The 26,164-nt window shown below is 64.6% G+C and carries 22 protein-coding genes and 1 pseudogene; 11 read left to right on the top strand and 12 right to left on the bottom strand.

All coding sequences use genetic code 11. The features are described from left to right. Positions 1-66 precede the first annotated feature (66 nt). Positions 67-1,272, top strand: coding sequence for an ornithine--oxo-acid transaminase (rocD, locus tag DRB87_RS17160; protein WP_130027926.1), 1,206 nt, complete (start codon positions 67-69; stop codon positions 1,270-1,272). Positions 1,273-1,365: 93 nt separating this feature from the next. Here the strand turns inward: rocD and DRB87_RS17165 are convergent, their stop codons facing one another. Beyond that, entirely contained in the window at positions 1,366-1,695 is a 330-nt protein-coding gene (locus DRB87_RS17165; RefSeq protein ID WP_130026763.1) for a multidrug efflux SMR transporter, read from the bottom strand. Between the two features lie 175 nt (positions 1,696-1,870). Here DRB87_RS17165 and alaC point away from each other — a divergent pair, with 175 nt between their 5' ends. Next, positions 1,871-3,088, top strand: a complete 1,218-nt coding sequence (gene alaC, locus DRB87_RS17170) for an alanine transaminase (protein ID WP_130026764.1) — start codon at positions 1,871-1,873, stop codon at positions 3,086-3,088. A gap of 80 nt (positions 3,089-3,168) precedes the next feature. Here alaC and DRB87_RS17175 read toward each other — a convergent pair whose 3' ends face one another. The 4 genes from DRB87_RS17175 to DRB87_RS17190 form a co-directional block, all read right to left on the bottom strand. Beyond that, a complete protein-coding gene (locus tag DRB87_RS17175; protein WP_130026765.1) occupies positions 3,169-3,582 on the bottom strand; it encodes a PPC domain-containing DNA-binding protein in 414 nt (137 codons plus the stop codon). After that, positions 3,579-4,115: a hypothetical protein gene (locus DRB87_RS17180; protein ID WP_240756038.1), complete on the bottom strand. Its 537-nt coding sequence runs from the start codon at positions 4,113-4,115 to the stop codon at positions 3,579-3,581. Before DRB87_RS17180 ends, DRB87_RS17175 begins: the two co-directional genes overlap by 4 nt. Further along, positions 4,112-5,689, bottom strand: a complete 1,578-nt coding sequence (locus DRB87_RS17185; protein WP_240756039.1) for an acyl-CoA synthetase — start codon at positions 5,687-5,689, stop codon at positions 4,112-4,114. Before DRB87_RS17185 ends, DRB87_RS17180 begins: the two co-directional genes overlap by 4 nt. Positions 5,690-5,771: 82 nt before the next feature. Continuing rightward, entirely contained in the window at positions 5,772-6,938 is a 1,167-nt protein-coding gene (locus tag DRB87_RS17190; protein ID WP_130026767.1) for an acetyl-CoA acetyltransferase, read from the bottom strand. A gap of 586 nt (positions 6,939-7,524) precedes the next feature. On the opposite strand from DRB87_RS17190, the gene DRB87_RS17195 reads away from it, so the two are divergent. The 3 genes and pseudogenes from DRB87_RS17195 to DRB87_RS17205 all read left to right on the top strand — a co-directional run bounded on the left by DRB87_RS17195 (position 7,525) and on the right by DRB87_RS17205 (position 11,279). Next, entirely contained in the window at positions 7,525-8,544 is a 1,020-nt protein-coding gene (locus DRB87_RS17195; RefSeq protein WP_130026768.1) for a TRAP transporter substrate-binding protein, read from the top strand. Between the two features lie 15 nt (positions 8,545-8,559). Further along, positions 8,560-10,421, top strand: a pseudogene (locus DRB87_RS17200) (TRAP transporter large permease subunit). 102 nt (positions 10,422-10,523) lie between these two features. Then, complete coding sequence (locus DRB87_RS17205; RefSeq protein WP_130026769.1) at positions 10,524-11,279, top strand: SDR family NAD(P)-dependent oxidoreductase; 756 nt, start codon at positions 10,524-10,526, stop codon at positions 11,277-11,279. 26 nt (positions 11,280-11,305) lie between these two features. Here DRB87_RS17205 and DRB87_RS17210 read toward each other — a convergent pair whose 3' ends face one another. Then, the gene (locus DRB87_RS17210; RefSeq protein WP_130026770.1) at positions 11,306-12,250 is read right to left on the bottom strand and encodes a LysR family transcriptional regulator; all 945 of its coding nucleotides are present in this window, start codon (positions 12,248-12,250) and stop codon (positions 11,306-11,308) included. 181 nt (positions 12,251-12,431) lie between these two features. Between DRB87_RS17210 and DRB87_RS17215 the strand changes: the two genes are divergently transcribed. Beyond that, positions 12,432-13,667 (top strand): sigma-54-dependent Fis family transcriptional regulator, encoded by a 1,236-nt coding sequence (locus DRB87_RS17215; RefSeq protein WP_370363104.1) that lies wholly within the window; start codon positions 12,432-12,434, stop codon positions 13,665-13,667. 832 nt (positions 13,668-14,499) lie between these two features. Continuing rightward, the gene (locus DRB87_RS17220; protein ID WP_130026771.1) at positions 14,500-15,660 is read left to right on the top strand and encodes a porin; all 1,161 of its coding nucleotides are present in this window, start codon (positions 14,500-14,502) and stop codon (positions 15,658-15,660) included. A gap of 113 nt (positions 15,661-15,773) precedes the next feature. Here DRB87_RS17220 and DRB87_RS17225 read toward each other — a convergent pair whose 3' ends face one another. Further along, positions 15,774-16,907 (bottom strand): gamma-glutamyl-gamma-aminobutyrate hydrolase family protein, encoded by a 1,134-nt coding sequence (locus tag DRB87_RS17225; RefSeq protein ID WP_370363105.1) that lies wholly within the window; start codon positions 16,905-16,907, stop codon positions 15,774-15,776. 580 nt (positions 16,908-17,487) lie between these two features. Here DRB87_RS17225 and DRB87_RS17230 point away from each other — a divergent pair. After that, positions 17,488-17,778 carry a YkvA family protein gene (locus DRB87_RS17230; RefSeq protein WP_130026773.1) on the top strand — a complete coding sequence of 97 codons (291 nt, stop codon included), beginning with the start codon at positions 17,488-17,490 and terminating at the stop codon, positions 17,776-17,778. A 131-nt stretch (positions 17,779-17,909) separates the two neighbouring features. Here DRB87_RS17230 and DRB87_RS17235 read toward each other — a convergent pair whose 3' ends face one another. From DRB87_RS17235 to DRB87_RS17245, 3 genes are read right to left on the bottom strand one after another with little or no spacing between them, the layout of a single operon-like run. Next, a complete protein-coding gene (locus DRB87_RS17235; RefSeq protein WP_130026774.1) occupies positions 17,910-18,884 on the bottom strand; it encodes a quinone oxidoreductase in 975 nt (324 codons plus the stop codon). Between the two features lie 52 nt (positions 18,885-18,936). Further along, complete coding sequence (locus DRB87_RS17240) at positions 18,937-19,350, bottom strand: methylglyoxal synthase (protein WP_130026775.1); 414 nt, start codon at positions 19,348-19,350, stop codon at positions 18,937-18,939. Positions 19,351-19,369: 19 nt separating this feature from the next. Beyond that, positions 19,370-20,149: an SDR family oxidoreductase gene (locus DRB87_RS17245; RefSeq protein ID WP_130026776.1), complete on the bottom strand. Its 780-nt coding sequence runs from the start codon at positions 20,147-20,149 to the stop codon at positions 19,370-19,372. Between the two features lie 210 nt (positions 20,150-20,359). Between DRB87_RS17245 and upp the strand changes: the two genes are divergently transcribed. Continuing rightward, positions 20,360-21,010 carry a uracil phosphoribosyltransferase gene (upp, locus tag DRB87_RS17250; RefSeq protein ID WP_130026777.1) on the top strand — a complete coding sequence of 217 codons (651 nt, stop codon included), beginning with the start codon at positions 20,360-20,362 and terminating at the stop codon, positions 21,008-21,010. A 62-nt stretch (positions 21,011-21,072) separates the two neighbouring features. On the opposite strand, the gene DRB87_RS17255 is transcribed toward upp, so the two are convergent. Together DRB87_RS17255 and DRB87_RS17260 are read right to left on the bottom strand one after the other, a co-directional pair. Beyond that, the gene (locus DRB87_RS17255) at positions 21,073-22,008 is read right to left on the bottom strand and encodes a DMT family transporter (protein WP_130026778.1); all 936 of its coding nucleotides are present in this window, start codon (positions 22,006-22,008) and stop codon (positions 21,073-21,075) included. Positions 22,009-22,126: 118 nt separating this feature from the next. Continuing rightward, complete coding sequence (locus DRB87_RS17260; protein WP_240756327.1) at positions 22,127-23,611, bottom strand: helicase HerA-like domain-containing protein; 1,485 nt, start codon at positions 23,609-23,611, stop codon at positions 22,127-22,129. A 466-nt stretch (positions 23,612-24,077) separates the two neighbouring features. Here DRB87_RS17260 and DRB87_RS17265 point away from each other — a divergent pair, with 466 nt between their 5' ends. Continuing rightward, positions 24,078-24,803 carry a YebC/PmpR family DNA-binding transcriptional regulator gene (locus DRB87_RS17265; RefSeq protein WP_130026780.1) on the top strand — a complete coding sequence of 242 codons (726 nt, stop codon included), beginning with the start codon at positions 24,078-24,080 and terminating at the stop codon, positions 24,801-24,803. Position 24,804: 1 nt separating this feature from the next. Next, positions 24,805-26,082 carry a phosphoribosylamine--glycine ligase gene (gene purD / locus DRB87_RS17270; protein WP_130026781.1) on the top strand — a complete coding sequence of 426 codons (1,278 nt, stop codon included), beginning with the start codon at positions 24,805-24,807 and terminating at the stop codon, positions 26,080-26,082. The last annotated feature ends 82 nt before the right edge of the window (positions 26,083-26,164 follow it).

Here is a 26,164-nt window from a genome sequence, read left to right on the forward strand (position 1 = left end):
AGGACATGTTCCCCTTTGCGTGCCGTCTCGTTCGCCTTTAGACTGGTGACGTGGAGGAGCACGAGCATGAACGAAATCGAACGCGAACAACGCTTTGGTGCCCACAACTACGCGCCGCTGCCCGTCGTGCTCTCGCACGCCAAGGGTGTCTGGGTCTGGGATGTCGAGGGCAATCGCTATCTCGACATGATGAGCGCCTACTCCGCCGTCAGCCACGGCCACGCGCACCCTCGCCTGGTCGCCGCGCTCACCGCGCAGGCACAACGCCTCGCCGTCGTCTCCCGCGCCTTTTACACCGACCGGCTCGGCGCGTTCCTCGAACGGCTGTGCGACCTCACCACGCTCGGCGGCGCCCTGCCGATGAACACCGGCGCGGAAGCCGTCGAAACCGCCATCAAGGCTGCTCGCCGCTGGGGCTACAGCACCAAACACATCCCCGCCGACAAAGCCGAAATCATCGTCGCCGACGGCAACTTCCACGGACGCACCACCACCATCGTCGGCTTCTCGTCCGAACCCGCCTATCGCGCCGACTTCGGCCCGTTCGCCCCCGGGTTCGTCCGCGTGCCCTTCGGCGATATCGACGCCGTGCGCGCCGCCATCACGCCCAACACCTGCGCCGTGCTGTTCGAAACGATCCAGGGCGAAGGCGGTATCGTGGTCCCGCCCGACGGCTTCCTGCGCGCTCTGCGACAGCTCTGCACAGAACACAACGTGCTAATGCTGCTCGATGAAATCCAGTCGGGCCTCGGACGCACCGGCCGCTGGTTCGCCTATCAACATGAAGACATCGTGCCTGATGGCGTCATGCTCGGGAAAGCGCTCGGCGGTGGCCTGCTGCCCGTGTCCGCCTTCGTGGCGCGACGCGACATCATCGACCTGTTCGAACCCGGTAGCCACGGCTCGACCTTCGGCGGCAACGCGCTCGCCGCGACCGTCGCGCTCGAAGCGCTCGACGTCATGGCCGACGAAGACCTGCCGGGACACAGTGCGGAGATGGGGGAATACCTGCTCTCGCGATTGCGCGCGATTCACTCGCCGCTCATTCGCGAAGTCCGGGGCCGCGGCCTCTGGGCCGGGATTGAAATCGATCCTGCACGCGCGGACGCACACGACCTGTCCATGCGCATGCTGCGCCGTCGTGTGCTCGCCAAGGAAACGCGCGCGACCGTGCTGCGCCTTGCGCCGCCGCTCGTCATCGAGCGCGCGGAGATCGACACCTGCATCTCCGCGCTCAAGGCCGTGCTGGCCGAAGCCGAAGACGAGTCCTGACACAAGGCCCGACATGAGGCCCGGCATTGGGCCCGGCCAGGTGCATGAGCGCTGGAGCACCTGAGCGCCTGAGCGCCTGAGCATCGCGCCCCGTCAATGCGCCGATGACTTCGACCAGAGATTCATCACGAGGACGCCCGCGATGATGAGCGCCATGCCGATCACCGCGGGGGCGTCGAGCTTCTGACCGAATAGCACGCGCGCGGCGATCGAGATGAGCACGATGCCGAGCCCCGACCACATTGCATAAGCCACGCCCACGGGAATGGTGCGCAGCGTGAGCGACAACATATAGAACGCCACGCCGTAGCCCACGACAACCAGCGCCACCGGCCCAACGCGCGTGAATCCCTCCGAGGCCTTCAGCGCCGACGTGGCAATCACCTCCGCCACGATCGCCACCAGCAGGTACAGGTACGCCATCGACTCTCCTTTTCCTCGAACTCGCGGCCGACCATCATAACCGACGGGCTTTCCACATAGCCCCGCAAAATTCACTTGCCCAAGCGCCCGGCGTCGCGCTACAGTCACCGTCACGGTGTGGCCAGCACACCGGCGTCGCTCGGACGGTTCCGGGCGCTTACGTTCCAGGATTCTCATGTCCAGCTCTCAGGGCTCGCGCAGCTTCGCGCGCATCAATCGTCTTCCCCCATACGTTTTCAATATCACCGCCGAGCTGAAGATGGCCGCACGCCGACGTGGCGAGGACATCATCGATCTCTCGATGGGCAACCCCGACGGGGCCACCCCGCCGCACATCGTCAGCAAGCTCGTGGAAGTCGCACAACGCCCCGACACGCACGGCTATTCGACATCGCGCGGCATTCCGCGTCTGCGCCGCGCGATCACGCGCTGGTACAAGGATCGTTACGACGTTGACCTCGATCCCGAGCGCGAAGCCATTGTCACGATCGGCTCGAAGGAAGGTCTCGCTCACCTGATGCTCGCCACGCTGGATCAGGGCGATACGGTGCTGGTGCCGAATCCGTCGTACCCGATCCATATCTACGGTGCCGTCATCGCGGGGGCGAACATTCGCTCCGTGCCGATGACGCCCGGCATCGACTTCTTCACCGAACTCGAGCGCGGCATTCGAGAAAGCCATCCGAAGCCGAAGATGGTGATCCTCGGCTTCCCGTCGAACCCCACCGCCCAGTGCGTCGAACTCGAATTCTTCGAGCGTGTGGTTGACCTCGCGCGCAAGCACGATATTCTCGTCGTGCACGATCTGGCCTACGCCGACATCGTCTACGACGGCTACAAGGCGCCCTCGATCATGCAAGTGCCCGGCGCACAAGACGTAGCGGTCGAATTCTTTACGCTCTCGAAGAGCTACAACATGGCCGGCTGGCGCATCGGCTTCATGGTCGGCAATGCCGAACTCGTCGCCGCGCTCGCCCGCATCAAGAGCTATCACGACTACGGCACGTTCACGCCGCTGCAGGTCGCCGCCATCGCCGCGCTCGAAGGCGATCAGCACTGCGTCGAAGAAATTCGCGCACAGTATCAGCGCCGCCGCGACGTGCTCTACAAGGGGCTGACGGAAGCCGGCTGGGACGTCGATCTGCCACGCGCGTCGATGTACATCTGGGCACGAATTCCCGAACCGTATCGCGCGCTCGGCTCACTCGAATTCGCCAAGAAGCTGCTCGCGCAGGCCAAGGTCTCGGTCTCGCCGGGCATCGGCTTCGGCGAGTACGGCGACGAGTATGTGCGCTTCGCCTTGATCGAGAACGAGTCGCGCATTCGTCAGGCCGTGCGCGGCATCAAGCACATGTTCCGCGAAGACGGACTGGTCCACCCGACGGTCGCCTGACCCGCGTCGGAACACGCCACAAAGCAACGGGGAGTCCGAAGACTCCCCGTTTGCCTTGCCCTGATCGATGCCTACGACCTCTATGCTGGCAACCACTCCTGCAACGTCACTTCAATGGTGATGAACGAGAGGTTGCCGCCGCGCACGAAGCGCCCGGCGAACATCCGCCCGTCGGTATCGGCGACCATGCCGTGCAGCGTGGGAAGCTCGCTCACGACATCGGACCGTACGTCGACCTCACCGAATACATTGAGGATTTCCACCCCGGGGCCGCTCACCCGCTGTTCGCGCCAGCCGTCGCCCGCGCGAAACGCCAGACGCGCGTCGACCAGGCTTCCCACGGCACCGCGCACGATGGCGCGCGAGATGGCATGCTCCGCACATAGCGCTTCGATGCTTTCCGTCAAGTCCTGATTGGGTTTGAGACGGGCCACGACCAACCTGCCCAGCGTGCCGTTCTCGATGTCGACCGAGATATCCAGTGCGGCGCTCATGAGAGATCTCCCGCGATGGGATGGAGCAGACGGAAACGCGTCTCCTCGTCATCCGCGCTCACGTAGCCGCCGCGCTCGAATAAACATAGGCGAATCACGACCGGCTCATCGCCGGCCCATGTGTGATCGAGAATCAGATGGCCGCCATGCAACTCGCCGCTCGGGTCGGAAAACCCCGCATGGCAATGGAGCAGCGTGGCGCCGTCGGCCGTGCGGCCTACCGTGATCGCGCCGCCGATCAGATCCACCTCCCGGATTTCGTCCACCGGCGCCCCATAGCCAAAGGGTCGCTCCGAGTCCGCGGTGGTCTCGATCATGTGATACCGCAGACCACGCGCGGTGCCCGCGCAGAAACGGCCGACGCCGCCACCATACGCATAGCGGGATAACGCTTCGCGTAAGGACTCGCCGAGATTCGCACCCGACCGGATCGTGACGCGCAGTTCGTGCTGCCCGCTCAACACGCAGTCTTCCACACGGGGTAACGTGGGGGCGCCTGCATGTCGATAGATCCGTGAAAGCGCAGGTTTCATAGTCGATAGTCTCCTTGCTCTTCGAGCATCGTCTTGATTTGCTTCTTCACGATCTTGCCGTAGCCCGACTTGGGCATGGCATTCCAGAATACGAAGCGCCGCGGCCACTTGTAGCGGGCGATACGCGCCTCGAGATGCCCGAGTAGTTCATCGGCCTGAGTGGCCATGCCTTCCCGGGCGACCACCACGGCAAGCCCGCTCTCGCCCCACTTGGGGTCGGGCACGCCAAGCACCGCGCACTCCGACACGGCCGGGTGCGTGAGCAACGCTTCCTCGATCTCGCGCGGATAGACGTTCGAGCCGCCCGAGATGTACATGTCCGACGCGCGGCCGGTGATGTACAGGAACCCCTGCGCATCGACGTGCCCGAGATCGCCGGTGTGAAACCAGTCGTCCTTGAACGCCTTGGCATTCGCCTCCGGATTGTTGTGATATCCCATGAAGACGGCCGGACCGCGCACGCAGATCTCGCCCGACGCGAACGGCGGCTGACGCTCGCCACGCTCGTCGAGAATCGCCACTTCCATACCAGTACGCGGCACGCCGCAGGTGCCCACGCGCGCGTCGGGTGCGTCGTCGTCATCGGTGTGCAGCCACGGGGGCAACACGGTGATGTTGCCCGTCACCTCGCCCAGCCCGTAGTACTGCACCAGTACCTTGCCCAGCTTCTGCAGCGCGTATTTCTGATCGGCACGATACATCGGTGCTCCGGCGTAAATCACGAAGCGCAGCGAGCGATGGTCGTAGCGATCCACGGCAGGATCTTCCACCAGCATCTTGACGATGGTCGGCACCGTGAACATGTTGTCCACGCCATGACGCTCGATCGCCTGCCAGACTTGTTCGGCATCCATCTTCTCGCCCGGCAGCAGCACGCTGGCCGCCCCGCGCGCCGTATTGACGATGGCGTGAATGCCCGCGCCGTGCGAGAGCGGCGCCACCACCATCGAGCGGCTGCGATAGGTAATGCCCGGCATCAGGTCGGCCAGATGATTCGTCACGACGAACGCCATCTGCCCATGCGAGAGCACGCCCGCCTTCGGATGCCCGGTCGTGCCCGACGTGTAGAAGAACCACAATGGATCCTCGTACTCGACTTCCGCCTCGTAGCCGGGCGCGCCGAGGTGTTCCGCGATCAGCGTCTCGTAATGCAGCTCCCCTGCACGCGGCTCGCCCAGCGCAATCACATGGCGCAACGCGGGCGACGCGGCGCGCACGGCGTCGACGTGTCCCTCGAAGCCGGCGTCGTAGATCATCACGCACGCACCGCTCGATTGGCCCAGATACGCCGCTTCCGGTGCGGTAATACGGAAGTTCGTCGGCACCCACACCGCGCCCAGCCGAAAAGCGACCCATGCGCTCTCGAAGATGGGCAGGTTATTGCGCGAGTGCACCAGCAGCTTGTCTCCCTTGCCGACACCGAGCTCGCGCAGCGCATCGACGGCAGCGTTCACGCGCGCATCGATCTCGCCCCATGTGCTGACCTTGTCGCCGACGATCAGACCGGGTTCGTCCGGATGACGTCGGGCAACGTCGGCCAGCAGGCGGCCGAGATTCATGACCTTCTTGAGCATGTCGCTCGTCTCCTCGTTCTTTTCGCTCAGTCCTGCCCGGCAAATGCCGGGCAGCCTGCCTCACCACCGTTCAAGCGAAGCATCAGCGCGCTTCGAGGATGCTCACGTAATTGGCCACCGCCGCGCCGCCCATGTTGAACACGCCCGCGAGCCGCGCATTGGGAATTTGCATTTCGCCCGCGGTCCCCGTCAGTTGCATCGCGGCCATCACGTGCATAGACACGCCTGTGGCGCCGACCGGATGGCCCTTCGCCTTCAGGCCACCCGACGGATTGACCGGCAGCAGACCGTTCTTCTCCGTCACGCCCTCGGCCACCAGACTCGCACCCTGCCCCGGTTTGGCCAGGCCCATCGCCTCGTACTCAATCAGCTCGGCGATCGTGAAGCAATCATGCGTCTCGACCAGCGACAGATCCTTCAACGAGACACCGGCCACCCCCAATGCCTGACGCCACGCATGCTGGCCGCCTTCGAACGCCAGCGGATCGCGACGCGAGAGCGGCAGGTAGTCGTTGACCTGCACCGCCGCGCGGAAGCCGACCGCCTTGGGCATCGTGCGCGCCACGTCGGCCTTCGAGATCACGAGCGCCGCGGCGCCGTCCGACACCATGGAACAGTCGGTGCGCTTGAGCGGCCCGGCCACGAACGGATTCTTCTCGGAGACGTTGCGGCAGAAGTCGTAACCGAAGTCGCGGCGCATATGCGCGTAAGGATTGACCGACCCATTGCGATGGTTCTTCGCCGCGATGCGTGCCAGGGCATCGGACTGATCGCCATAGCGGTCGAAGTAGGCCTGCGCGATCGTGCCGAAAACGCCGGCGAAGCCGCCCGGAATGTCCGCCTCTTCGCGTGCATACGAACACTTGAGCAGGACTTCGCCAACCTGCGGCGTCGCCAACTCGGTCATCTTCTCGAAGCCGATCACGAGCACGTGGGTGGCCTTGCCCGCCTCGATGGACTGCAAACCGCCGTGCACGGCCGCCGACCCCGTTGCGCACGCATTTTCGTAGCGCGTGGCAGGCTTGAAACGTAGTCCGGGAATGCGATTGAAAACGAGCGACGACGGAAAGTCCTGGTACAGAAAGCCGCCGTTGAACGTACCGACGTGAATGGAATCGATCTGCTCGGGCGCGAGGCCCGCGTCGTCGAGCGCGGCCTGGGCGATATCGGCCAGCAGAACTTCGGCATCGACATTATCGAGTTTTCCGAACTGGGAGTGAGCCCAGCCGGTGAGGCATGCAGCAACCATGAAGTGTCTCCGGAAAAATTAGGTCATTCAGACTCCGGTGAGCAATTTCGATGCCAGACCGAAGCCGCACCGTCTCGGTGTGCCCGCCGCACGAGCGCCCACGGCACAGTGCCGACTCATTGCGTCCTCATCGCCTTGTCCGCTCGCGTGGCGCACTCGCCGTTGACGTAAGCGTAAAGCCGCCATCGCCGGCCCATCAAGCAAACTTGTCGACGCGCGGGGTCATCACGACATGCTGCACCGCAACGCGATATCTCGCCCCGGAAACCCAGCGACACCTGTCGCATCGTTGTCGTCCGCCGCATGCGACAGGTGTCGCAGCACGGGCAGCCGATGCGACAGGTGTCGCACGATCTGTCGGTCAACCAAGCAATGCCCACGGCGCGAGAGCTCAACAATGCTTAATAACGTAAGGGTTTTCCCGTCCGGACGGCGAACTGGCACTCGATTTGCGTAAGATAGCCAAGCCACTTGCGAGCCGCGTCACGCTCGCCTTACGAGATGGCCGAGGCGTTGCAGGGCAACACGTCCGCCCACCTCGCGCTTCAGACGCAGTCACCAAACCTAAAATCAGGAGACATGCAGTATGAGCAACATGGATCGCCGCCACTTCATCAAAGTCGTAGCCGCCACGTCGGCCGCCGCCGCCACGGGCTTGTATCAGACGCAAGCGCACGCTGCCGAATTCACGCTGAAGTTCGCCAACAATCTTCCCGTCAGCCACCCGATGAACGTTCGCGCCAAAGAGATGGCGCAGAAGATCGCGGAGCAGTCGAAAGGTCGCATCGACTTCCAGATCTACCCGAACAACCAGTTGGGCAGCGACAGCGACATGCTGAGCCAGGTTCGCTCGGGCGCCATCGACTACTTCACGCTCTCGCCGCTGATTCTCGGCACGCTCGTGCCCTCGGCGCAGATCTCCGGCGTGGGCTTCGCGTTCAAGGACTACGGTCAGGTATGGGCCGCGATGGACGGCGACCTGGGCGCCCACGTACGCAGCCAGATCGCAAAGACCTCCGTGTTCGCCTTCGACAAGATCTGGGAAAACGGGTATCGCCAGATCACCACCAGCAGCCGCCCGATCAATTCGCCGGCCGACCTCAAGGGCCTGAAGATCCGCGTGCCGACGAGCCCGCTGTGGACGTCGATGTTCCGCGCGTTCGACGCCGCGCCCACGTCGATCAACTTCTCCGAAGTGTATTCGGCCCTGCAGACGCACATCGTCGAAGCCCAGGAAAATCCGCTGGCCATTCTGACCACGGCCAAGCTGTACGAAGTGCAGAAGTACGTGTCGATGACGAACCACATGTGGGACGGCTTCTGGTTCCTGGGCAACAAGCAGAAGTGGGACAAGCTGCCGAAGGACCTGCAGGCGGTCGTCACCGCCAACGTGAACGCCGCGGCGCTCGCGCAACGCGACGATGTGCGCAAGCTCAACGACAGCGTGACGACTGAACTCAAGCAGAAGGGCCTCGTGTTCAACGCACCGAACAACGAGCAGTTCCGCGACAAGCTTCGCGCCGCCGGGTTCTATGCCGAATGGCACAAGAAGTTCGGCGACGAGGCGTGGTCGATGCTCGAAAAGTACACCGGGAAGCTTGCGTAAATGGAAACGTTGACGATGACGGCCGAGCCGACGCACGCGCTTGCCCGCCTCTTCTGCCACGTCAACCGCGCGGTGATGAAAGTCACCGAAGCGGTTGCCGTGCTGCTGGTGGTGGCCGAGACGCTCATCCTGCTCGCGGGGTGATCTCGCGTTATGGGTTCGATAATCCGCTCACCTGGTCGGACGAACTGGCACAGATCCTGTTCATCTGGCTATCGATGCTCGGCGCCGTGCTCGCGCTCGACCGGGGCGAGCACATGCGGCTGTCCGCCATCGTCAACAAACTCCCGGCGGCATGGCGTGACTGGTTTCAGACCATGGCCGCGCTCACGGTCTGCGTATTCGTCGCGCTCATTATCGTGCCCGCGTATTCGCATGCCATCGAGCAGATGGACATCACCACGCCCGCGCTGGAAATTCCCGACGGGCTGCGCGCCGCGGCCCTGCCCGTGGGCGCTGTGCTGATGCTCATCGCCGCCGTCTCGCGCCTGGCGCGCTGCTCGAGCCTGCGCCAGCTCGGACTCGGTGTGCTGGTCGTGGCCGCGCTGGGTGCCGCGCTCTGGCTTGGGCGCCCCGCGCTCATCGCCATGGGCAATTACAACCTGCTGGTGTTCTTCGTGCTGATCGTCGGCGTCTGCGTGGCTGGCGGCATTCCGATTGCGTTTGCGTTCGGGACGGCAACGCTGGCGTATCTGGCGCTCGTAACCGACGCCCCGCTGCAGATCGTCGTCAGCCGCATGGACGAAGGGATGTCAGGCCTCATCCTGCTGTCGGTGCCGCTGTTCGTACTGCTCGGCGCGCTCATCGAAATGAGCGGGCTGGCACGCAGCCTGATCGAATTCATGGCCGCGCTGCTCGGTCACGTGCGCGGTGGCCTGCAATATGTGCTGCTCGGTGCCATGTTCCTGGTCTCGGGCATTTCCGGATCGAAAGCGGCCGACATGGCGGCCGTTGCGCCCGCGCTCTTCCCCGAGATGCAGCGACGCGGTTCGAAGCCGGAAGATCTCGTGGCGCTGCTCGCGTCGACCGGCGCCATGACGGAGACGATCCCGCCGAGCCTCGTACTCATCACGATCGGCGCCGTGTGCGGTGTATCGATCACCTCGCTCTTCATCGGCGGCCTGCTGCCCGCGGTCATCGCCACGCTCGCCATCGTCGTGGTGTGTTTCGCACGTTCGCGCAAGGAAGCGCCGAGTGCGGCCCGCCGCGCGCCGTGGCGCGTGATCGGCAAGACGTTCATCGTGGCCTTGCCGGCGCTCGCCCTGCCGATTCTCATCCGCACGGCCGTGATCGAAGGGGCTGCCACGGCCACCGAAGTCTCGACCGTCGGTATCGCCTACACGGTCGTGATCGGCCTGATCGTGCATGCGTTCAAGAAGCACCTGAACTTCAAGCGCCTGTACCCGCTGTTGACGGAAACGGCCGCGCTCTCCGGCGCGATCCTGCTGATTATCGGCATGGCCACGGCCATGGCCTGGGCGCTCACGCAATCCGGGTTCTCCGCCGCGCTGGTCAGTCTGATGCACGGCATGCCCGGCGGTCAGGTCGGCTTCCTGCTCATCTCGATGGTCGTCTTCATCATCCTGGGCAGCGTGCTCGAAGGCATTCCGGCCATCGTGCTGTTCGGACCGCTGCTCTTCCCGGTCGCGCGCTCGCTGGGCATTCACGACGTGCATTACGCCATGGTCGTGATCCTCTCGATGGGCATGGGACTGTTCGCCCCGCCGCTGGGTGTCGGCTTCTACGCCGCGTGCGCCATCGGCAAGACATCGCCGGACAAGGTATTCAACCGGATGTGGACCTACATGGGCGCGCTGTTCGTCGCGCTGCTCCTCGTGGTGCTCGTTCCCTGGATCTCGATCGGCTTCCTGAAGTAAGGCAAATCCGCTAGCGGTTTCGCAATATCACCGACGGGCTCCGCCGCACTGCTGGCGGCGGAGCCCGATCTGTAAAAATCATTGAATTTAGGAGTCCATAGTATGACGGAAAAAGTGGCGGTAGTGACGGGCGGTGGAATGGGCATTGGCGCCGCCATCTGCGAGCGCTTGATGCATGACGGCATGACCGTGGTGGTCGCCGACCTGAACGAAGGCGCCGCCGCCGAAACGGCGGAAAAACTGAACGCGGCGGGCGGCACGGCGTGGGCGCTGGCCATGAATGTGGGCGACGCGGCGTCGATTGCCGACGGCTTCGCAAAGATTGCGCAGCGCCATGGCCGCTGCGACGTGCTCGTGAACAATGCCGGTATCGCCAAGACGTTTCCGTTTCTCGACTATCCACTCGATCACTGGCATCAGGTCATGGCCGTGAACCTCACGGGCACGCTGCTGTGCGGCCAGCACGCCGCGCGACTCATGCGTGAGCAACGCTGGGGGCGCGTCGTCAATCTGGCGTCGGTGGCGGGCATTCTGGCCAGCGCCGGACGCACCGCCTACGGCACGTCGAAGGCCGCCGTCATCGGGCTCACGCGTCAGATGGCCATCGAACTCGCGCCGTTCGGCATCACCGCCAACGCGATCGCTCCCGGTCCCGTCGACACGCCGCTCACGCAGGCGCTGCATTCCGACATTTCGCGTCGCCACTACACCGAGACGACACCGCTCGGCCGTTATGGGCAGCCGCGTGAGATCGCTGGCGCCGTGAGCTTTCTCGCGTCGGACGACGCCTCGTATGTGACCGGCCACATCCTGCCGGTCGACGGCGGCTTCGTGGCCGCCGGCATTCTGGAAATCTGACAGCGCGCTTGTCTCTCGCGCCGCCTTCAGCGCGCGCTGGTGTCCGGCCCATCGGGCACCAGCCGTGCGCCCGGTGCGCGCTGCATATCGCGCCACACCGCTCGCGCGTTCTCCACAAACGTCTCGACGCACGGATTGTGATTGTCGCGGCTCCACAGGAGCGCCACTTCCGCCACCGGTGCATTGCGCAATGGTCTGAAAACCGCATTGCCGAACGCGCTCGTGCTGCTCATCGACATCGGCACCATCGCCACGCCCAGCCCTTCGCCCACCAGGTTGATGATGGTCTGCTGCAGGTTGGTTTCGAGCCGGATATGCGGCGAGAAGCCCGCGCGACGGCAATGGTCGACGACCAGATCATAGACAAGCGGGGCGATCTCGCGCGGAATGCTCACGAACGACTCTTCGGCCAGTTGCGCGGCGTCGAGCACCCGCGCCTTCCCCAACGGGTGCGTGCGTGGGAGCACCGCCACCATCTCCTCGCGAAACACGGTCGCCGTACCGAGCCCGGTCAGGTCTTCAGGGCGATACATGATGCCGACGTCGGTCTGCCCAGCCCGCACGGATTCGGCGAGCAGATTCGGTAACGTTTCCGCCAATTTCATGTCGACGCGCGAATACGCGGCGGCATACGTGCGCGTGAGCGCGGGCAGGATGTTGTACGCGGAGGACATCATGAAGCCGACTGTGATCGCGCCATCCTCTCCCCGGCTCGCCGCCACGACATTGCGGCGCGCCCGATCGACCGAGTTGAGAATTTCCACAGCGTCCTGATAAAGACGAGCGCCGGCGCGCGTGAGGCGCACGCTGCGGCGCGTTCGCTCGAAAAGCTGCACACCCAGCTCTGCCTCCATTAGCGCGATCTGGCGCGACAGGGGCGGTTGGGAGATATGCAATTGCTGGGCGGCTCGGCCGAAGTGAAGGGTCTCGGCGAGCACCACAAAGTACTGGAAATGGCGCAGCTCAATCATCTGATACCCCAAAGGTATTAATGGCGCATCTATATTGTATTGGATGTTATGACTGGGCAGTCGTATCCTGCATCAGCGGTTGGCCACCCGAGCCGGCTGCGACATAAAGAGACGTCAGGAATCGCCAGGCCACAAGCCACCGACGGCGCCCTTTCGTACCGATACGAGAAGGAGACAAGTCATGCCCGCTCACCTTGCTGTAGCGTCAGCCCCCGCTCGACCTGTCGGCCCCGCCGCCCCCCTCGGCGCCGCCACTGCCAGTACCGCCGCCTTCAGCCACATCGCCACGCTCGCCGAGCGCATCCATCGGGTACCGGCCGCGCCCGCCGCCGCACCTCAAATGCGCCCCGACTATCTCGCCATTGACGATCTGTGCGGCACCGACGCCCGAATGCGCGCGTTGCTCTCGCGCGGCAAGCGCTTCGTCGATCGCGGACTGCCGGTGCTGATCCTCGGTGAGACGGGAACGGGCAAGGAGTTTCTGGCCCGCGCGCTGCACGAGTACAGCGAACGGCGCGCGCAAGCGTTTGTCGCGATCAATACGGCATCGCTGCCGGAACATCTCGTCGAGAGCGAATTGTTCGGCTATCAGCGCGGCGCGTTTTCGGGCGCCCTGCCCGGCGGAATGAAAGGGAAGTTGCAGCAGGCCGACGGCGGCACGCTGTTCCTCGACGAGATCGGTGACATGCCTTATGCGCTGCAAACGCGGCTACTGCGCGTGCTCTCGGAGCAGGAAGTCACGCCGCTGGGCGCGAGTCATCCGGTGCCCGTCAACGTTCAGCTCATCTGCGCCACGCATCAGGATCTCGCCGGCGCGGTGGCACAGGGCACGTTCCGCGAAGATCTTTACTACCGCATCGCCGTGGGCGTACTCACGCTGCCGACACTGCGCGAGCGCGACGACAAGCGCGAGTTGATCGCGCGCATGTTGTGCGACGAATGGCCGGGATTACGCGCCGATCAGGCATTGGCTCGCGTAGCGCCGCACGCCATGTCGTGCCTGCTCGCCCACGCGTGGCCGGGCAATCTGCGCCAGATGCGCGCCGCATTGCGTTACGCGTGCGCGGTAATGGCTGGCGATATGCTGGGGATGGACGACCTGCCGCCGGAACTCGTCATGTCGTCGCCGGCGCGCAATGCGGACGGCCATGTCGCAATGCGTGTCCTGGAAGCGCGAGATGTCGTGGCGTCGAGCCCCGTCGCCGCCCCGAACGAAGCAAGTGCGCAGGCATCGCCGCACGACCACCGCGAGCGCGACCGCATTCTGCAGGCGCTCGCGCAACACCGCTGGAACATTTCCGCAGCGGCGCGCACCCTCGGCTTCTGCCGAGCGTCGCTGTATCGCAAGCTCAAGCAGTTGCGCATTCCGCACGTCCGCGATTGCGGCGACGCCTTCGGCGCGAGCCCTTACGCGTAGCCCTACATGCGGCAAAAAACGCAGACAAAAAAAAGCGCGGCCAATGAGGCCGCGCCAAGGTTTGGAGACTTTTCACTCAACGCAAAAGTCTACTTCTCGCGGAACGTAGTATAGGGTCTGGCCTCCCGAATCATTCTCATCATTCGGCGCAATGCATTATTCGGCGACTCGCAATAGTCCGTAAAACGCTATCAACAAAGGACTTTTAGGCGCGAGTCAATGTTTTACGCCTGTCGGCATCTCGGATTTTCCTCATCGCATGGGCTTCAGTACGCGCGCTGACGTGATCATGACGGCTACCCGCACCGCCCCCCGACACCTCGGCATATTGCCACCACAAAACCTCACTGATCACGCAACGGAAGGTGCCTCCATCGACGGCATTATTTCGTTCGGCGCGTGACGTGGGTCAATGATCGCCATCGCGGCGATCATCTGTCGCCGGAACTTAACGCCTTGCCCCATGTCGCGTGTAGATCCAGTGCTGGCAACGCTTCGCGAGCGATGCCGCTTGCCCTCTGCACTGTGTCCCAAGCGCAACACACGTCGCTTGCGTGGTCATTTATCGCCTAGGCTTAATCGAGCCAATCCCTTATTGGACAACGCTTTTCGGCACATTCGGCGGATTCTTCCCGTATCCGCAATAGATTCTTGCGGATTCTGAAATAGGCGCGGGTCTCGCTCACTCATACACTGCCCCCTGTCAACAGAGCAGTGCCGATACCTGATCGGGTCCGCGAATGACAAACCGTCACCTCGACATGTTCTGTTTCGCCGCGTTCTGTTTTCACGCGAATTCTGCGATTCGTGTCACGTTACTGGAGCTTAAACCATGAAAAAAACTCTTCTTGCCGCTGCCGTTGTCGGCGCGTTCTCCGCGAGCGCCCAAGCGCAAAGCAGCGTCACCCTGTATGGCTTGATCGACGCTGGCGTCGCTTACACCAGCAACTCGACGACCTCGACGGCTTCGGGTTCGAAGAACTTCCGCGCAACGAGCGGCCTGATCAACGGCAGCCGTTGGGGCCTGAAGGGCGCGGAAGATCTGGGTGGCGGTAACAAGGCCATCTTCGTGCTGGAAAACGGCTTCTCGATCAACAACGGCACGTCGGGCCAAAACGGCCGCATGTTCGGTCGTCAGGCGTTTGTTGGCCTGCAGAACGACAAGTTCGGCTCGGTGACGATCGGTCGTCAATACGACTCGCTGGTTGACTACCTGGCACCGCTGACCCTGAACGGTTCGTCGTTCGGTGGCACGATCGCAGCGCACCCGTACGATAACGACAACACGAACAACTCGTTCCGTGTGAACAACTCGGTCAAGTACTCGAGCGCCAACTACAACGGCCTGACCTTCGGCGGCCTGTATGGCTTCTCGAACAAGGCTGGCGATTTCGCCAACAACCGCGCCTTCAGCGCTGGCGTGAACTACGCGAACGGCCCGCTGACCGTGGCCGCAGCCTACCTGGAACGCCAAGGCAACACGGGCGCCAACAACACCAGCGGCGCAGTCGACACGTCGACTGGCGGTGACTCGGTGTTCAGCGCCTCGAAGCAACGCGTCTGGGGTATCGGTGGTAACTACGCCTTCGGCCCGGCAACCGTCGGCCTGGTGTACACCCACACGCAACTCCAAGGCCTGACCGGCCTGAACTTCAACAGCACGTCGGTTGCCTTCGGCAACGACGGCCTGAAGTTCGACAACTTCGAAGTCAACGGTCGCTACATGCTGACCCCGGCAGTCTCGCTGTCCGCCGCGTACACGTACACGATGGCCAAGCAAGATTCGACGGACAAGAAGCCGAAGTTCCACACCGTGACGCTGCAAGCCGACTACCGTCTGTCGAAGCGTACCGATGTGTACCTGACCGGTTCGTACCAGCACATCTCCGACAACGAAGGCACGGGCCTCCAAGCCGGTGTCGGCGCTGCCGGCGGTATGTCGTCGACCAGCTCGCAAACCGTTGTGGGCACGGGCATCCGTCACCGCTTCTAATCGACGCGGTGCGCACACCGGCGGCATGATGCCGGTGCGCCTGACATGAAAATGGGCAGCCTCGCGGCTGCCCATTTTTCATTGCGTCGATCGCGGTGCGATCAAACGCCCAATCAGAAGCGCGTTTCGCGCGCGGCGCGCAGGAAGTTGTCGAGCACCGGTGTGCAATCGAGATACTCCGGCCCGCCCGCCCGGTGAAATTCCGGGTGCCATTGCAGGCCCATCACGAACGGCGCCTTGCGATAGCGAATGGCTTCCACCACCCCATCTTCCGAGCACACCGCCTCCACACTCAGGTCGCGCCCAAGCGTTCTCACCGACTGGTGATGGATCGAGTTGACGATCGGCACGTCGACCGGCCCGAGCATCTGCGCGAGCGATGAGCCCTCGGGAAACGTCAGCGTGTGACGGTTGTGTTCGTAGGTATCGGTCACGTGCGGGATCGCGTCGGGCAGATCCGTGGCGATGTCCTGGTGCAGCGTGCCGCCAAACGCCACGTTGATGAGCTGGCAGCCGCGACACACACCGAGAATCGGCTTGCCCTGCTCCACGAACTCATGCAGCAGTTCGAGTTCGTACATGTCGCGCATGCGATCGCCTTGCCATTCGTGGCGCGTCGCCACTTCCGAATAGCTGTGCGGCGACACGTCAGCCCCGCCCTGCAACACCAGTCCGTCGAGGTGCTTCGCATAATCGTGCAAACGGATGTGGCTCGGGTGCAGCAGGCCCTGCGTGTCGACCGTGGGAATCATGAACACCAGCACGTCGCGCGACATCACCCAGTGCGCGATCGACTCTTCGAGGTACTGAAGCGTCTTGCTGCGCAGGCCCTTCGCCCCCGGCTCCGGATGAAAGATGCGCGCTGAAATGCCGATCTTCAGGGTGCGCTGCGTGATGCGCTGCCCCGCGCGGTCGTACCACGCGCGAAACCGCGCCGAAGTAATGCGACGCAGCACCGACCACGGTGAATCGCCCGCCCGCAGGTACGACGGCTGGGTGCCCATCGAGGCGGGGCTGCCAGGACGCGCGGCACCGGGGCCGAATGTCGGCTGATGCGGCGGCTCGTCGCTGCCGGCCGCAGTGGCCGCTTCGCTCGGCTTTGGCGCCGGCGTGCCAATCGGATTACGATCCGCGGCCACTTCGGCCGCCGACGCCTGAACTGAGGGGCTCGTCGCTGCGGCAGAAGCCCCTGGCGACGCCTCGGGCGCGGGTGCCGGACGCGTGAGCGTGTCGGGGTTCGCTGGCATGTTGCCCGAAGCCTCAGCCGTGCCCGCAACGGGTTTCGCCGTCGCATGGGACATCGCCGTTGTCGGCGGCTCCACATACTCGGACGCGCCCTGCGAAGCTGGCGTTGGCGACGTACCGGCGTCGCTGGACGGCGGCGTCTGCGGTGGGGTTGCGCTCTTATTCGTATCGGATTCGGGCGTATTCGACCGTTGCGACGGCTGCGGCGATTTCGGATCTTGAGCGTCAGTCATGGTGGCGTTTGGATGGCGTCCGCGAAGGGGGAAAAATGGATGGACCGCTGCGGCTGGCAAATTATCCCGCTGGCCCGATCCTGCCGCAACCGGGAAAGCCAATCGACCGCCCGATCCGGCACGACGGCACCAGACAGGGCTCGATGAGCGATGAAACCACCTCGACTCGGCGTGGTCGAAGCACAATATCACGCATCGTGCGTATGAACCCACACGCCACGGACGATTCAGCCCACCAGACGGATAAGCGTGCGATGCGAGAATTTAACGAATCAATGAGCGACGTTTCCATCAATTCAATGAGGGCACCGGCCTCATCCGGCTGCAATATTCGTTCAGGAGCCTGCTAATGAAGCGTTTTCTGCGTTTGTGGCAAGTTGCCCGCCACGATTTCCGCGTGCTTTGGCGGGCGGCCCGCGATCCGCGCCGCCCGCGCTGGTTGCTGCCCGCGCTGGCGCTGCTCGGCGTCTATTTAGTCAGTCCGTTCGATCTGATTCCGGACTTTGTGCCAGTCTTCGGCCTGCTCGACGATGTCGTCGTGATCGGGCTGGTGGTGCATTGGCTCATCAACCGGCTGCCCGAGGACGTGCGCGAGGATGCGCGCGCCCACGGCGTCCACAGCTTTTCGCAGCGAGTCTGAATCGGGTCGTTGACGGCGTCGCCCGCCATGAGCAACGGACCCTGGCCGAGTCCCCCGAACGTTGGGCCGACGTCCAGCGTTACGGGGGTACATCGCATCGCGCGCGTTGGCGTTAGCGACATCCCCCTCACTCAGGGCATGAGCAATGTCGACCCAGTGGTTTTGCGCGCCTCGAGATCGCGATGGGCCTGGGCCACGTCGGCCAATGCGTAACGCTGGTTGACCTCGATCTTGACCGAGCCCTTGGCGACAACGTCGAACAGGTCGTTGGCCGTGGCTTCCAGATCGGCCCGCTTGGCCGTGTAGCTGAAGAGCGTCGGGCGCGTGAAGAACAGCGAGCCGCGCGACACAAGGTCAGCCGTGTTGATCTGCGCGACGGGCCCCGACGCGCTTCCGAAGTTCACCATCATGCCCAGCGGCCGCAGGCAGTCGAGCGAGCCGATGAACGTGTCCTTGCCGATGGAGTCGTAGACGACCGGCACCCCTTCGCCACTCGTGATCTCCTTGACCCGTTCGACGAAATTCTCACGCGTATAGACGATCGGGTGGTCGCAGCCATGCTGGCGCGCGAGCGCCGCCTTCTCGTCGGAGCCGACCGTGCCGATCACCGTCGCGCCCAAGGCCTTGGCCCATTGGCACACGATGAGCCCCACGCCGCCGGCGGCCGCATGAATGAGGATCGTGTCGCCTGCCTTGACCGGGTACGTGCGGCGCAGCAGGTACTGCGCGGTCATGCCCTGCAGCATCATCGCGGCGGCCTGATCGTCGCTGATGCTGTCCGGTAGACGCACGAGCGAGGCCACCGGCATCACGCGGGCCTGCGAGTAGGCGCCGCAAGGACGGCTGGCATAGGCGACGCGGTCGCCCGCCTTGACGAGTGTCACGCCTTCGCCCACGGCCTCGACCACGCCGGCGGCTTCCATGCCCAGACCGGCCGGCAGCGGCTGCGGGTACAGGCCGGTGCGGAAATACACGTCGATGTAGTTCAGCCCGACGGCGTTGTGGCGCACGCGCGCCTCGCCCGGCCCGGGGTCGCCGACTTCGACGTCGACGTACTTCATCACTTCCGGACCGCCATTCTGTTCGATGCGAATTGCCTTGGTCATCCTCGCCCCTCTCACTCGTGTGAAGTGTGTTGTGAACTGTCGGTTCTCGGCGTCACGCCGCCGGCTGTGCGGCCAGACGCACGATCAACTGCTCGAGCAGCATGCGCGCCGTGGCGCTGTTGGTCGCACACGGCACGTTGTGTACGTCGCAAGCCCGCACGAGGGCGTTGATATCCGGTTCGTGCGGTTGCGGCGTCATCGGGTCGCGCAGGAACAGCACCATGTCGACGCGCCCCTCGGCCAGTTGCGCGCCTATCTGGAGGTCGCCGCCGTGAGGGCCGGAGAGCATTCGCTCAACGTCCAGGCCAAGCTCGGTGGCGATGCGTCCGCCGGTCGTGCCCGTCGCGACGAGCTTGCACTGGCGCAGCACGTCGGCGTAGTCGCGCGCCACGGCCAGAATGTCGTCTTTTTTCTTGTCGTGCGCGATCAGCGCAATCCGGACTTTGGGTACCGTCGATACAGTCATTGAAGCCATCTCAAAAAGGTTAAAACGTGCCCGGATACGCGCCACCGTCGATCAGCACGTTCTGTCCGGTAATGTAGCCCGCCTGCGCGCTGCAAAGAAACGCGCAGGTCGCGCCGAACTCGTCGGGCCGCCCGAAACGGCGGGCCGGAATCGCGGCAGCGCGCTGGGTGCGGACTTCTTCGAGCGTCTGTCCGCGCTTGGCCGCCGATGCCTGCAGGGTGCCCGTGAGTCGGTCGGTATCGAAGGCCCCCGGCAGCAGATTGTTGATGGTGACGTTGTGCCCAACAGTCGTGCGCGCCAGTCCTGCGACGAACCCGGTCAGTCCCGAGCGGGCGCCATTGGACAACCCGAGGATGTCGATGGGCGCCTTCACGGCCGACGACGTAATGTTCACGATGCGGCCGAAACCGCGCGCCATCATGTCGTCCACGCACGCCTTGATCAGTTCGATGGGGGTGAGCATGTTCGCGTCCAGCGCGCGAATCCAGTCGTCGCGTTGCCAATCGCGGAAGTCGCCCGGCGGCGGGCCGCCCGCGTTGGTCACGAGAATGTCGAGTTGTCCGCACGCCGCGAGCGCCTGTGCCCGCCCCTCGGGCGTGGTGATGTCGCAGGCCACGGCGGTCACGCTCACGCCCGTGGCCGCGCGAATCTCGTCGGCCGCCGCGTTGAGCGGCTGCGCCGTGCGCGCGACGATCACGACATTCGCGCCCGCTTCGGCCAGCGCCTGCGCGCACGCGCGTCCCAACCCCTTGCTCGCGCCGCAGACCAGCGCGGTGCGCCCCTTGATTCCCAGATCCATGTTCAGCCTTCCAGACAAGTGACACGTTGGACAACGGCGGTGGTACCGCCGTCTTGCAGCGATTCTAAGGGAATCGTGCGCACCCCGCTTTGTCGGGGGAGCGCTTGGGCAATCGGTATGGACTGACAGCGAAACCCGGACCGACGGCGCCCGCATCGGCTAAAATCGCGGCCATGCGGGCCACACCGGCCCTGCCCCAGATTGCCAGCCATGAAACAAGATCCCCGCTTCCCGAATCTCTTTATCTGCGATCACCCGCTGATCCAGCACAAGCTCTCGCACATGCGCGACAAGGAAACGTCAACGCGCACGTTCCGCGGCCTGCTGCGCGAGATCACCTTGCTCATGGGCTACGAAATCACGCGCGACCTGCCGCTCACGACCGAGCGCATCGACACGCCGATGGTCGCCATGGACGCGCCCGTCATCGCGGGCAAGAAGCTCGCCATCGTGCCCGTACTGCGCGCCGGCGTCGGGATGAGCGACGGCCTGCTCGATCTGGTGCCGTCGGCACGCGTCGGTCACATCGGGGTGTATCGCGACGAGCAACATCGTCCGGTCGAATATCTTGTGCGTCTGCCGGATATCGCCGACCGCCGCTTCATCCTGTGCGACCCCATGGTGGCGACCGGCTATTCGGCCGTGCATGCCGTGGACGTGCTTCGCAAGCGCGGCGTGGCCTCGGAAAACATCGCGTTCCTCGCCCTCGTGGCGGCGCCCGAAGGCGTGAAGGTGCTGCATGACGCGCATCCGGACGTGAAGCTGTATGTCGCGTCGCTCGACGAGCGTCTGGACGACCATGCCTACATCATTCCGGGTCTGGGCGACGCGGGCGACCGACTGTTCGGCACCAAGAACTGACGCAAGACGGACTCCGCGCCCCGGCCCGCCTGCGCCGGAGCAACGCGTCCCACCCTACCGCGCTACCGCTTTCCCCGGCGCCCCTGGCCCGGGCGCCGTGTGGCCATCGCCACGCCAACGGCCGCCAGCCCCATCCCTGCCCACGCGAGCGGCGGCATGTGCTCCCCGACCATGAGCCACGCAGCCAGCGCCGCTGACGGCGGCACAAGGAAAAACAGCGCCGAGACACGCGACGCCTCGCCACGCCGGATCATCGCCAGCAGCAACGAAATCGCGACGATCGAGTTGCCGATCACGAGGTAGACGAGCGCTGCGCCGAGCTGCCACGTCCATTCGATGTGCATCGGCTCCAGCCCTGCGGCGAGCGGCAGTGTCGCCGCGAAGCCCACGGCGTACTGCACAAGATTCGACGTGACCGGGTGCTGGCCCACGCCGAAGCGCTTCTCGTAGAGCGTGCCGCAGGTGATCGCGCCAAGCGCCACGAACGTCAGCACCAGCCCCAGCGCGGAAGTCGCCTCCACCGCCGAGCGCGCCACAATGACCAGCGCCGCCCCCGCCAGCCCCAGCACCAGTCCGACCCAGTTCAGCCCGCTCACGCGCTCGCCCACCAGGTGCGGCACGGCCAGCGCCACGAGAATCGGCTGCAGCGAGGTAATCAGCGCCACGCTGCCGGCCGACACGCCCAGGCGTAGCGCCAGATACGTCATGCTGAAGTACAGCGCCTGAATGAGCAGACCGATGACGACGAGATGGCCCCAGGCGGCCACCGTGTTCGGCAACGGCGGGCGCATGACGAGCGCCAGCGGCGCGAGCAGCACGAGCACAAGCCCGTAGCGAAGCGCGAGGAACGTGAGCGGGTCGGCATAGGTCAGGCCGATCTTGGCGACGGTAAAACCGACCGACCACAGAAACAGAAAAATGAGCGGCGCGGCGCGCAGCCACAACGGGTCGTGGGCGACACCGGTACGCACCGGATCCAGCGAAGATTTCAGCGACATGAGGGGGCGAGCGATCGATATAGAGGAGACGGTGCCGGCGATACATCAGTGGCAAGGCATACGCCACTCGCGACCGATCGTCCGACGCGGGCGTTGTCGCGGCGATCGACGGGCCCGGTCATCGCCGCTTGCTGCCGCCGAGAATGCTGCCCAGCACGCCGCGCACGATCTCGCGGCCCAGTTGGCTACCGATGGTGCGCGCCGTACTCTTGACCATCGCTTCGACGACCGTGTCCTTGCGACGCGAGCCGCCCGCGCCGCCCAGCAAGCCGCCGAGCGAGTCCCTGACCGCATCGAGCAGACCGCCGCCCGTCGTTTCACCGCCGTTCGGCGCTTGCGGCACCGCCCCACCCTCTGAGGCGAGCGGCACGTCGCCCTGGCGCGTCCGCGTGCGCCCGACCAGCGTTTCATAAGCCGACTCGCGATCCACCGTTTTTTCGTACACGCCAGCCACGAGCGACGCGGCGATGAGCGCTGCCCGCTCCTGCGGGGTAATCGGTCCGATGCGCGAGGCCGGCGGCGCGATGTACGCGCGCTCCGTCACGGCGGGACGCCCCTTCTCGTCGAGCAACGACACCAGCGCCTCGCCCACGCCCAGCTCGCCGATCACCGCTTCGATATCGAGCGACGGATTGGCGCGCATGGTCTGCGCCGCCACCTTGACCGCCTTTTGATCGCGCGGCGAATACGCCCGCAGCGCATGCTGCACGCGATTGCCCAACTGACCGAGCACGGTGTCCGGCACGTCGACCGGATTCTGCGTCACGAAGTACACGCCAACGCCCTTCGAACGAATCAACCGCACCATCTGCTCGATCCGCTCGAGCAACGGCTTAGGGGCCTCGTCGAACAACAAATGCGCTTCGTCGAAGAAGAACACGATCTTGGGCTTGTCGGGATCGCCCACCTCCGGCAGACGCTCGAACAGCTCGGCGAGCAGCCACAGCAGGAATGTGGCGTAGATGCGCGGCGCGGCCAGCAGTTTGTCCGCCGCGAGAATGTTGACGATGCCGCGCCCTTGCGCGTCCGTCTGCATGAAATCGTCGATATCGAGCATCGGCTCGCCGAAGAACTTGTCGGCGCCTTGTTGCTCGAGCGTGAGCAGCCCGCGCTGGATCGCGCCGACCGACGCGGCCGAGATGTTGCCGTACTGCGTGGTGAAGGTCGAGGCGTTTTCGCCCACGTGCTGGAGCATGGCGCGCAGGTCCTTGCTGTCGAGCAGCAGAAGGCCGTTGTCGTCGGCAATCTTGAAGACGAGATTGAGCACGCCGGTCTGCGTCTCGTTCAGGCCCAGCAGCCGCGAGAGCAACAGCGGACCGAGATCCGAAACCGTTGCGCGTACCGGGTGGCCCTGCTCGCCGAACACATCCCAAAGTGTGGCGGGGCTGCCATGCCAGTCGGGCGTTTCGAAGCCGAACTGGGCAATGCGCTCCTTGAGCTTGGGCGTCTCGGCGCCGGGCTGCGCGATGCCCGTCAGGTCGCCTTTCACGTCAGCGAGGAACACGGGCACGCCGATGTCGGAGAAGGCCTGTGCCATGACCTGGAGCGTGACGGTCTTGCCCGTGCCCGTGGCCCCGGTAATCAACCCGTGGCGATTGCCCATGGCGGGCAGCAGGCCAAGAACGTGCTGATCGTTGCGTGCGATGAGAAGCCGGTCGCTGGCGTCGCCGGCAGGGCTCACGGCCCCGGTGGAGGCGGGCGGGGATGCCGTTGAGGAAGCGGCAAGCGACGAGGCTTGCGGCGGCACGGGCTTCTGGGGCATGAGAGACCTCGGCGGTAGACGCAGCGTGGCTCGTGACACGGCGCAGCAAACACCCGTGGCACGGTGCGACGGCATGATAAAATTGCCTCCGATTATAGCGGCACGATGCCGCTCGGACTGCCCTGGCCCCGAAACGACGGGGGACCGATGGGTCGACACGACCCATGGGCGCCAACGAGGCGATTCGGCAATTCGCGCCCGCGACCCCGGTGGTGGCGGGCGCGCCTGTTTCAATGGTTGGCCGCGCCGCACCGCGCTGGCCGGCAGAGGCTACTTCGCCGCACAGCGCGGCACGACGGAGAAATTCATGGCGGGTCATTCCAAATGGGCCAACATCAAACACAAGAAAGCGGCGGCAGATGCCAAGCGCGGTAAAGTCTGGACACGCCTGATCAAGGAAATCACGGTGGCCGCGCGCCTGGGCGGCGGCGACGTCGACAGCAACCCGCGCCTGCGCCTGGCCGTGGAAAAGGCCGCCGACGCGAATATGCCCAAGGACAACGTCAAGCGCGCGATCGATCGCGGCGTTGGCGGTCTTGACGGCGCCAACTACGAAGAAATCCGCTACGAAGGCTATGGCATCAACGGCGCTGCCGTGATCGTCGATACGATGACGGACAACCGCGTGCGCACCGTCGCCGAAGTGCGCCATGCCTTCTCCAAGTTTGGCGGCAACATGGGCACCGACGGCTCGGTGGCCTTCCTCTTCACGCATTGCGGCCAGTTCTTGTACTCGCCGGAAACGCCGGAAGACAAGCTGATGGAAGTGGCGCTCGACGCCGGCGCCGACGACGTGATCACCAACGACGACGGCAGCTTCGAAGTCATCTGCCCGGCGAACGACTTCCAGGCCGTGAAGGCCAAGCTTGAAGCGGCCGGTCTGAAGGCCGAAGTCGCGGAAGTCACGATGAAACCGCAAACCGAAGTGGTCTTCACCGGCGAAGATGCCGTGAAGATGCAAAAGCTGCTCGACGCGCTCGAAAATCTCGACGACGTGCAGGAAGTATTCACCAACGCCGTCATCGAGGAATAAGATGAAGATTCTGGTTGTCGGCTCGGGCGGCCGCGAACACGCGCTGGCGTGGAAGCTTGCCCAATCGCCTCGTATTCAGTTGGTCTATGTCGCCCCGGGTAACGGCGGCACGGCGCTCGACGAGCGCCTGCGCAATGTCCCGATCAGCGATCCCAATGTGCTCGCCGAGTTCGCCGCGCGCGAAGGCATCGCGCTGACCGTGGTCGGCCCGGAAACGCCGCTCGCCGCCGGTATCGTCAACATCTTCCGCGCGCGTGGCCTGAAGATTTTCGGCCCGACGAAGGAAGCAGCGCAGCTCGAATCGTCGAAGGACTTCGCCAAGGCGTTCATGAAGCGCCACGGCATTCCCACCGCCGATTACGAGACGTTCTCCGACGCGGCCAGCGCCCACGCCTACATCGACGCCAAGGGCGCGCCGATCGTCATCAAGGCAGACGGCCTGGCCGCAGGCAAGGGCGTGGTCGTGGCGATGTCGCTCGACGAAGCGCATCACGCCGTCGACATGATGCTCGCGGACAACAAGCTCGGCGACGCCGGTGCCCGCGTGGTGATCGAGGAGTTCCTGCAAGGCGAGGAAGCCAGCTTCATCGTGATGGTCGACGGCAAGAACGTGCTTCCGCTCGCGACGTCGCAGGATCACAAGCGTCTGCTCGACAACGATCAGGGACCCAATACCGGCGGCATGGGCGCGTATTCGCCCGCACCGATCGTCACGCCGCAGATCCATGCGCGCGTGATGCGCGAGATCATTTTGCCGACCGTGCGCGGCATGGAAACCGACGGCATCCGCTTTACGGGCTTCCTGTACGCCGGTCTGATGATCGACGCACAGGGCAACGTCAAGACGCTCGAATTCAACTGCCGCATGGGCGACCCCGAAACGCAGCCGATCATGGCGCGCCTGAAGGGCGACTTTTCGGTCGTGGTCGAGCACGCGATTGCCGGCACCCTCGACAAGGTCGAACTCGACTGGGACCGCCGTTATGCGCTGGGCGTGGTGCTCGCCGCGCACGGCTATCCGGACACCCCGCGCAAGGGCGACCGGATCTCCGACGTGCCGGCCGAGACCGCTGAATGTGTCACGTTCCACGCGGGCACGCAGCTCGAGAACGACGTGCTGACGGTGACGGGCGGGCGGGTGCTGTGCGTGGTTGGCTTGTCCGACACCGTGCGCGGCGCGCAGAGCGTGGCGTACCAGACCGTCAATCAGATCAGTTTCGACGGTATGCAGTATCGCCACGATATCGGCAACCGCGCACTGGCGCGCAAGCCGGAGTAAGCCAGCCAAAGTCAGGCAACTGGCGTCAGGTCGGCCACGCTGGAAGGCAGACCTTGAAGCGCCAAATCGTTGTGCCACGGCC

Origin of the sequence: Pandoraea sp. XY-2, assembly GCF_004193915.1 — a bacterium.
Lineage (GTDB): Bacteria > Pseudomonadota > Gammaproteobacteria > Burkholderiales > Burkholderiaceae > Pandoraea > Pandoraea cepalis.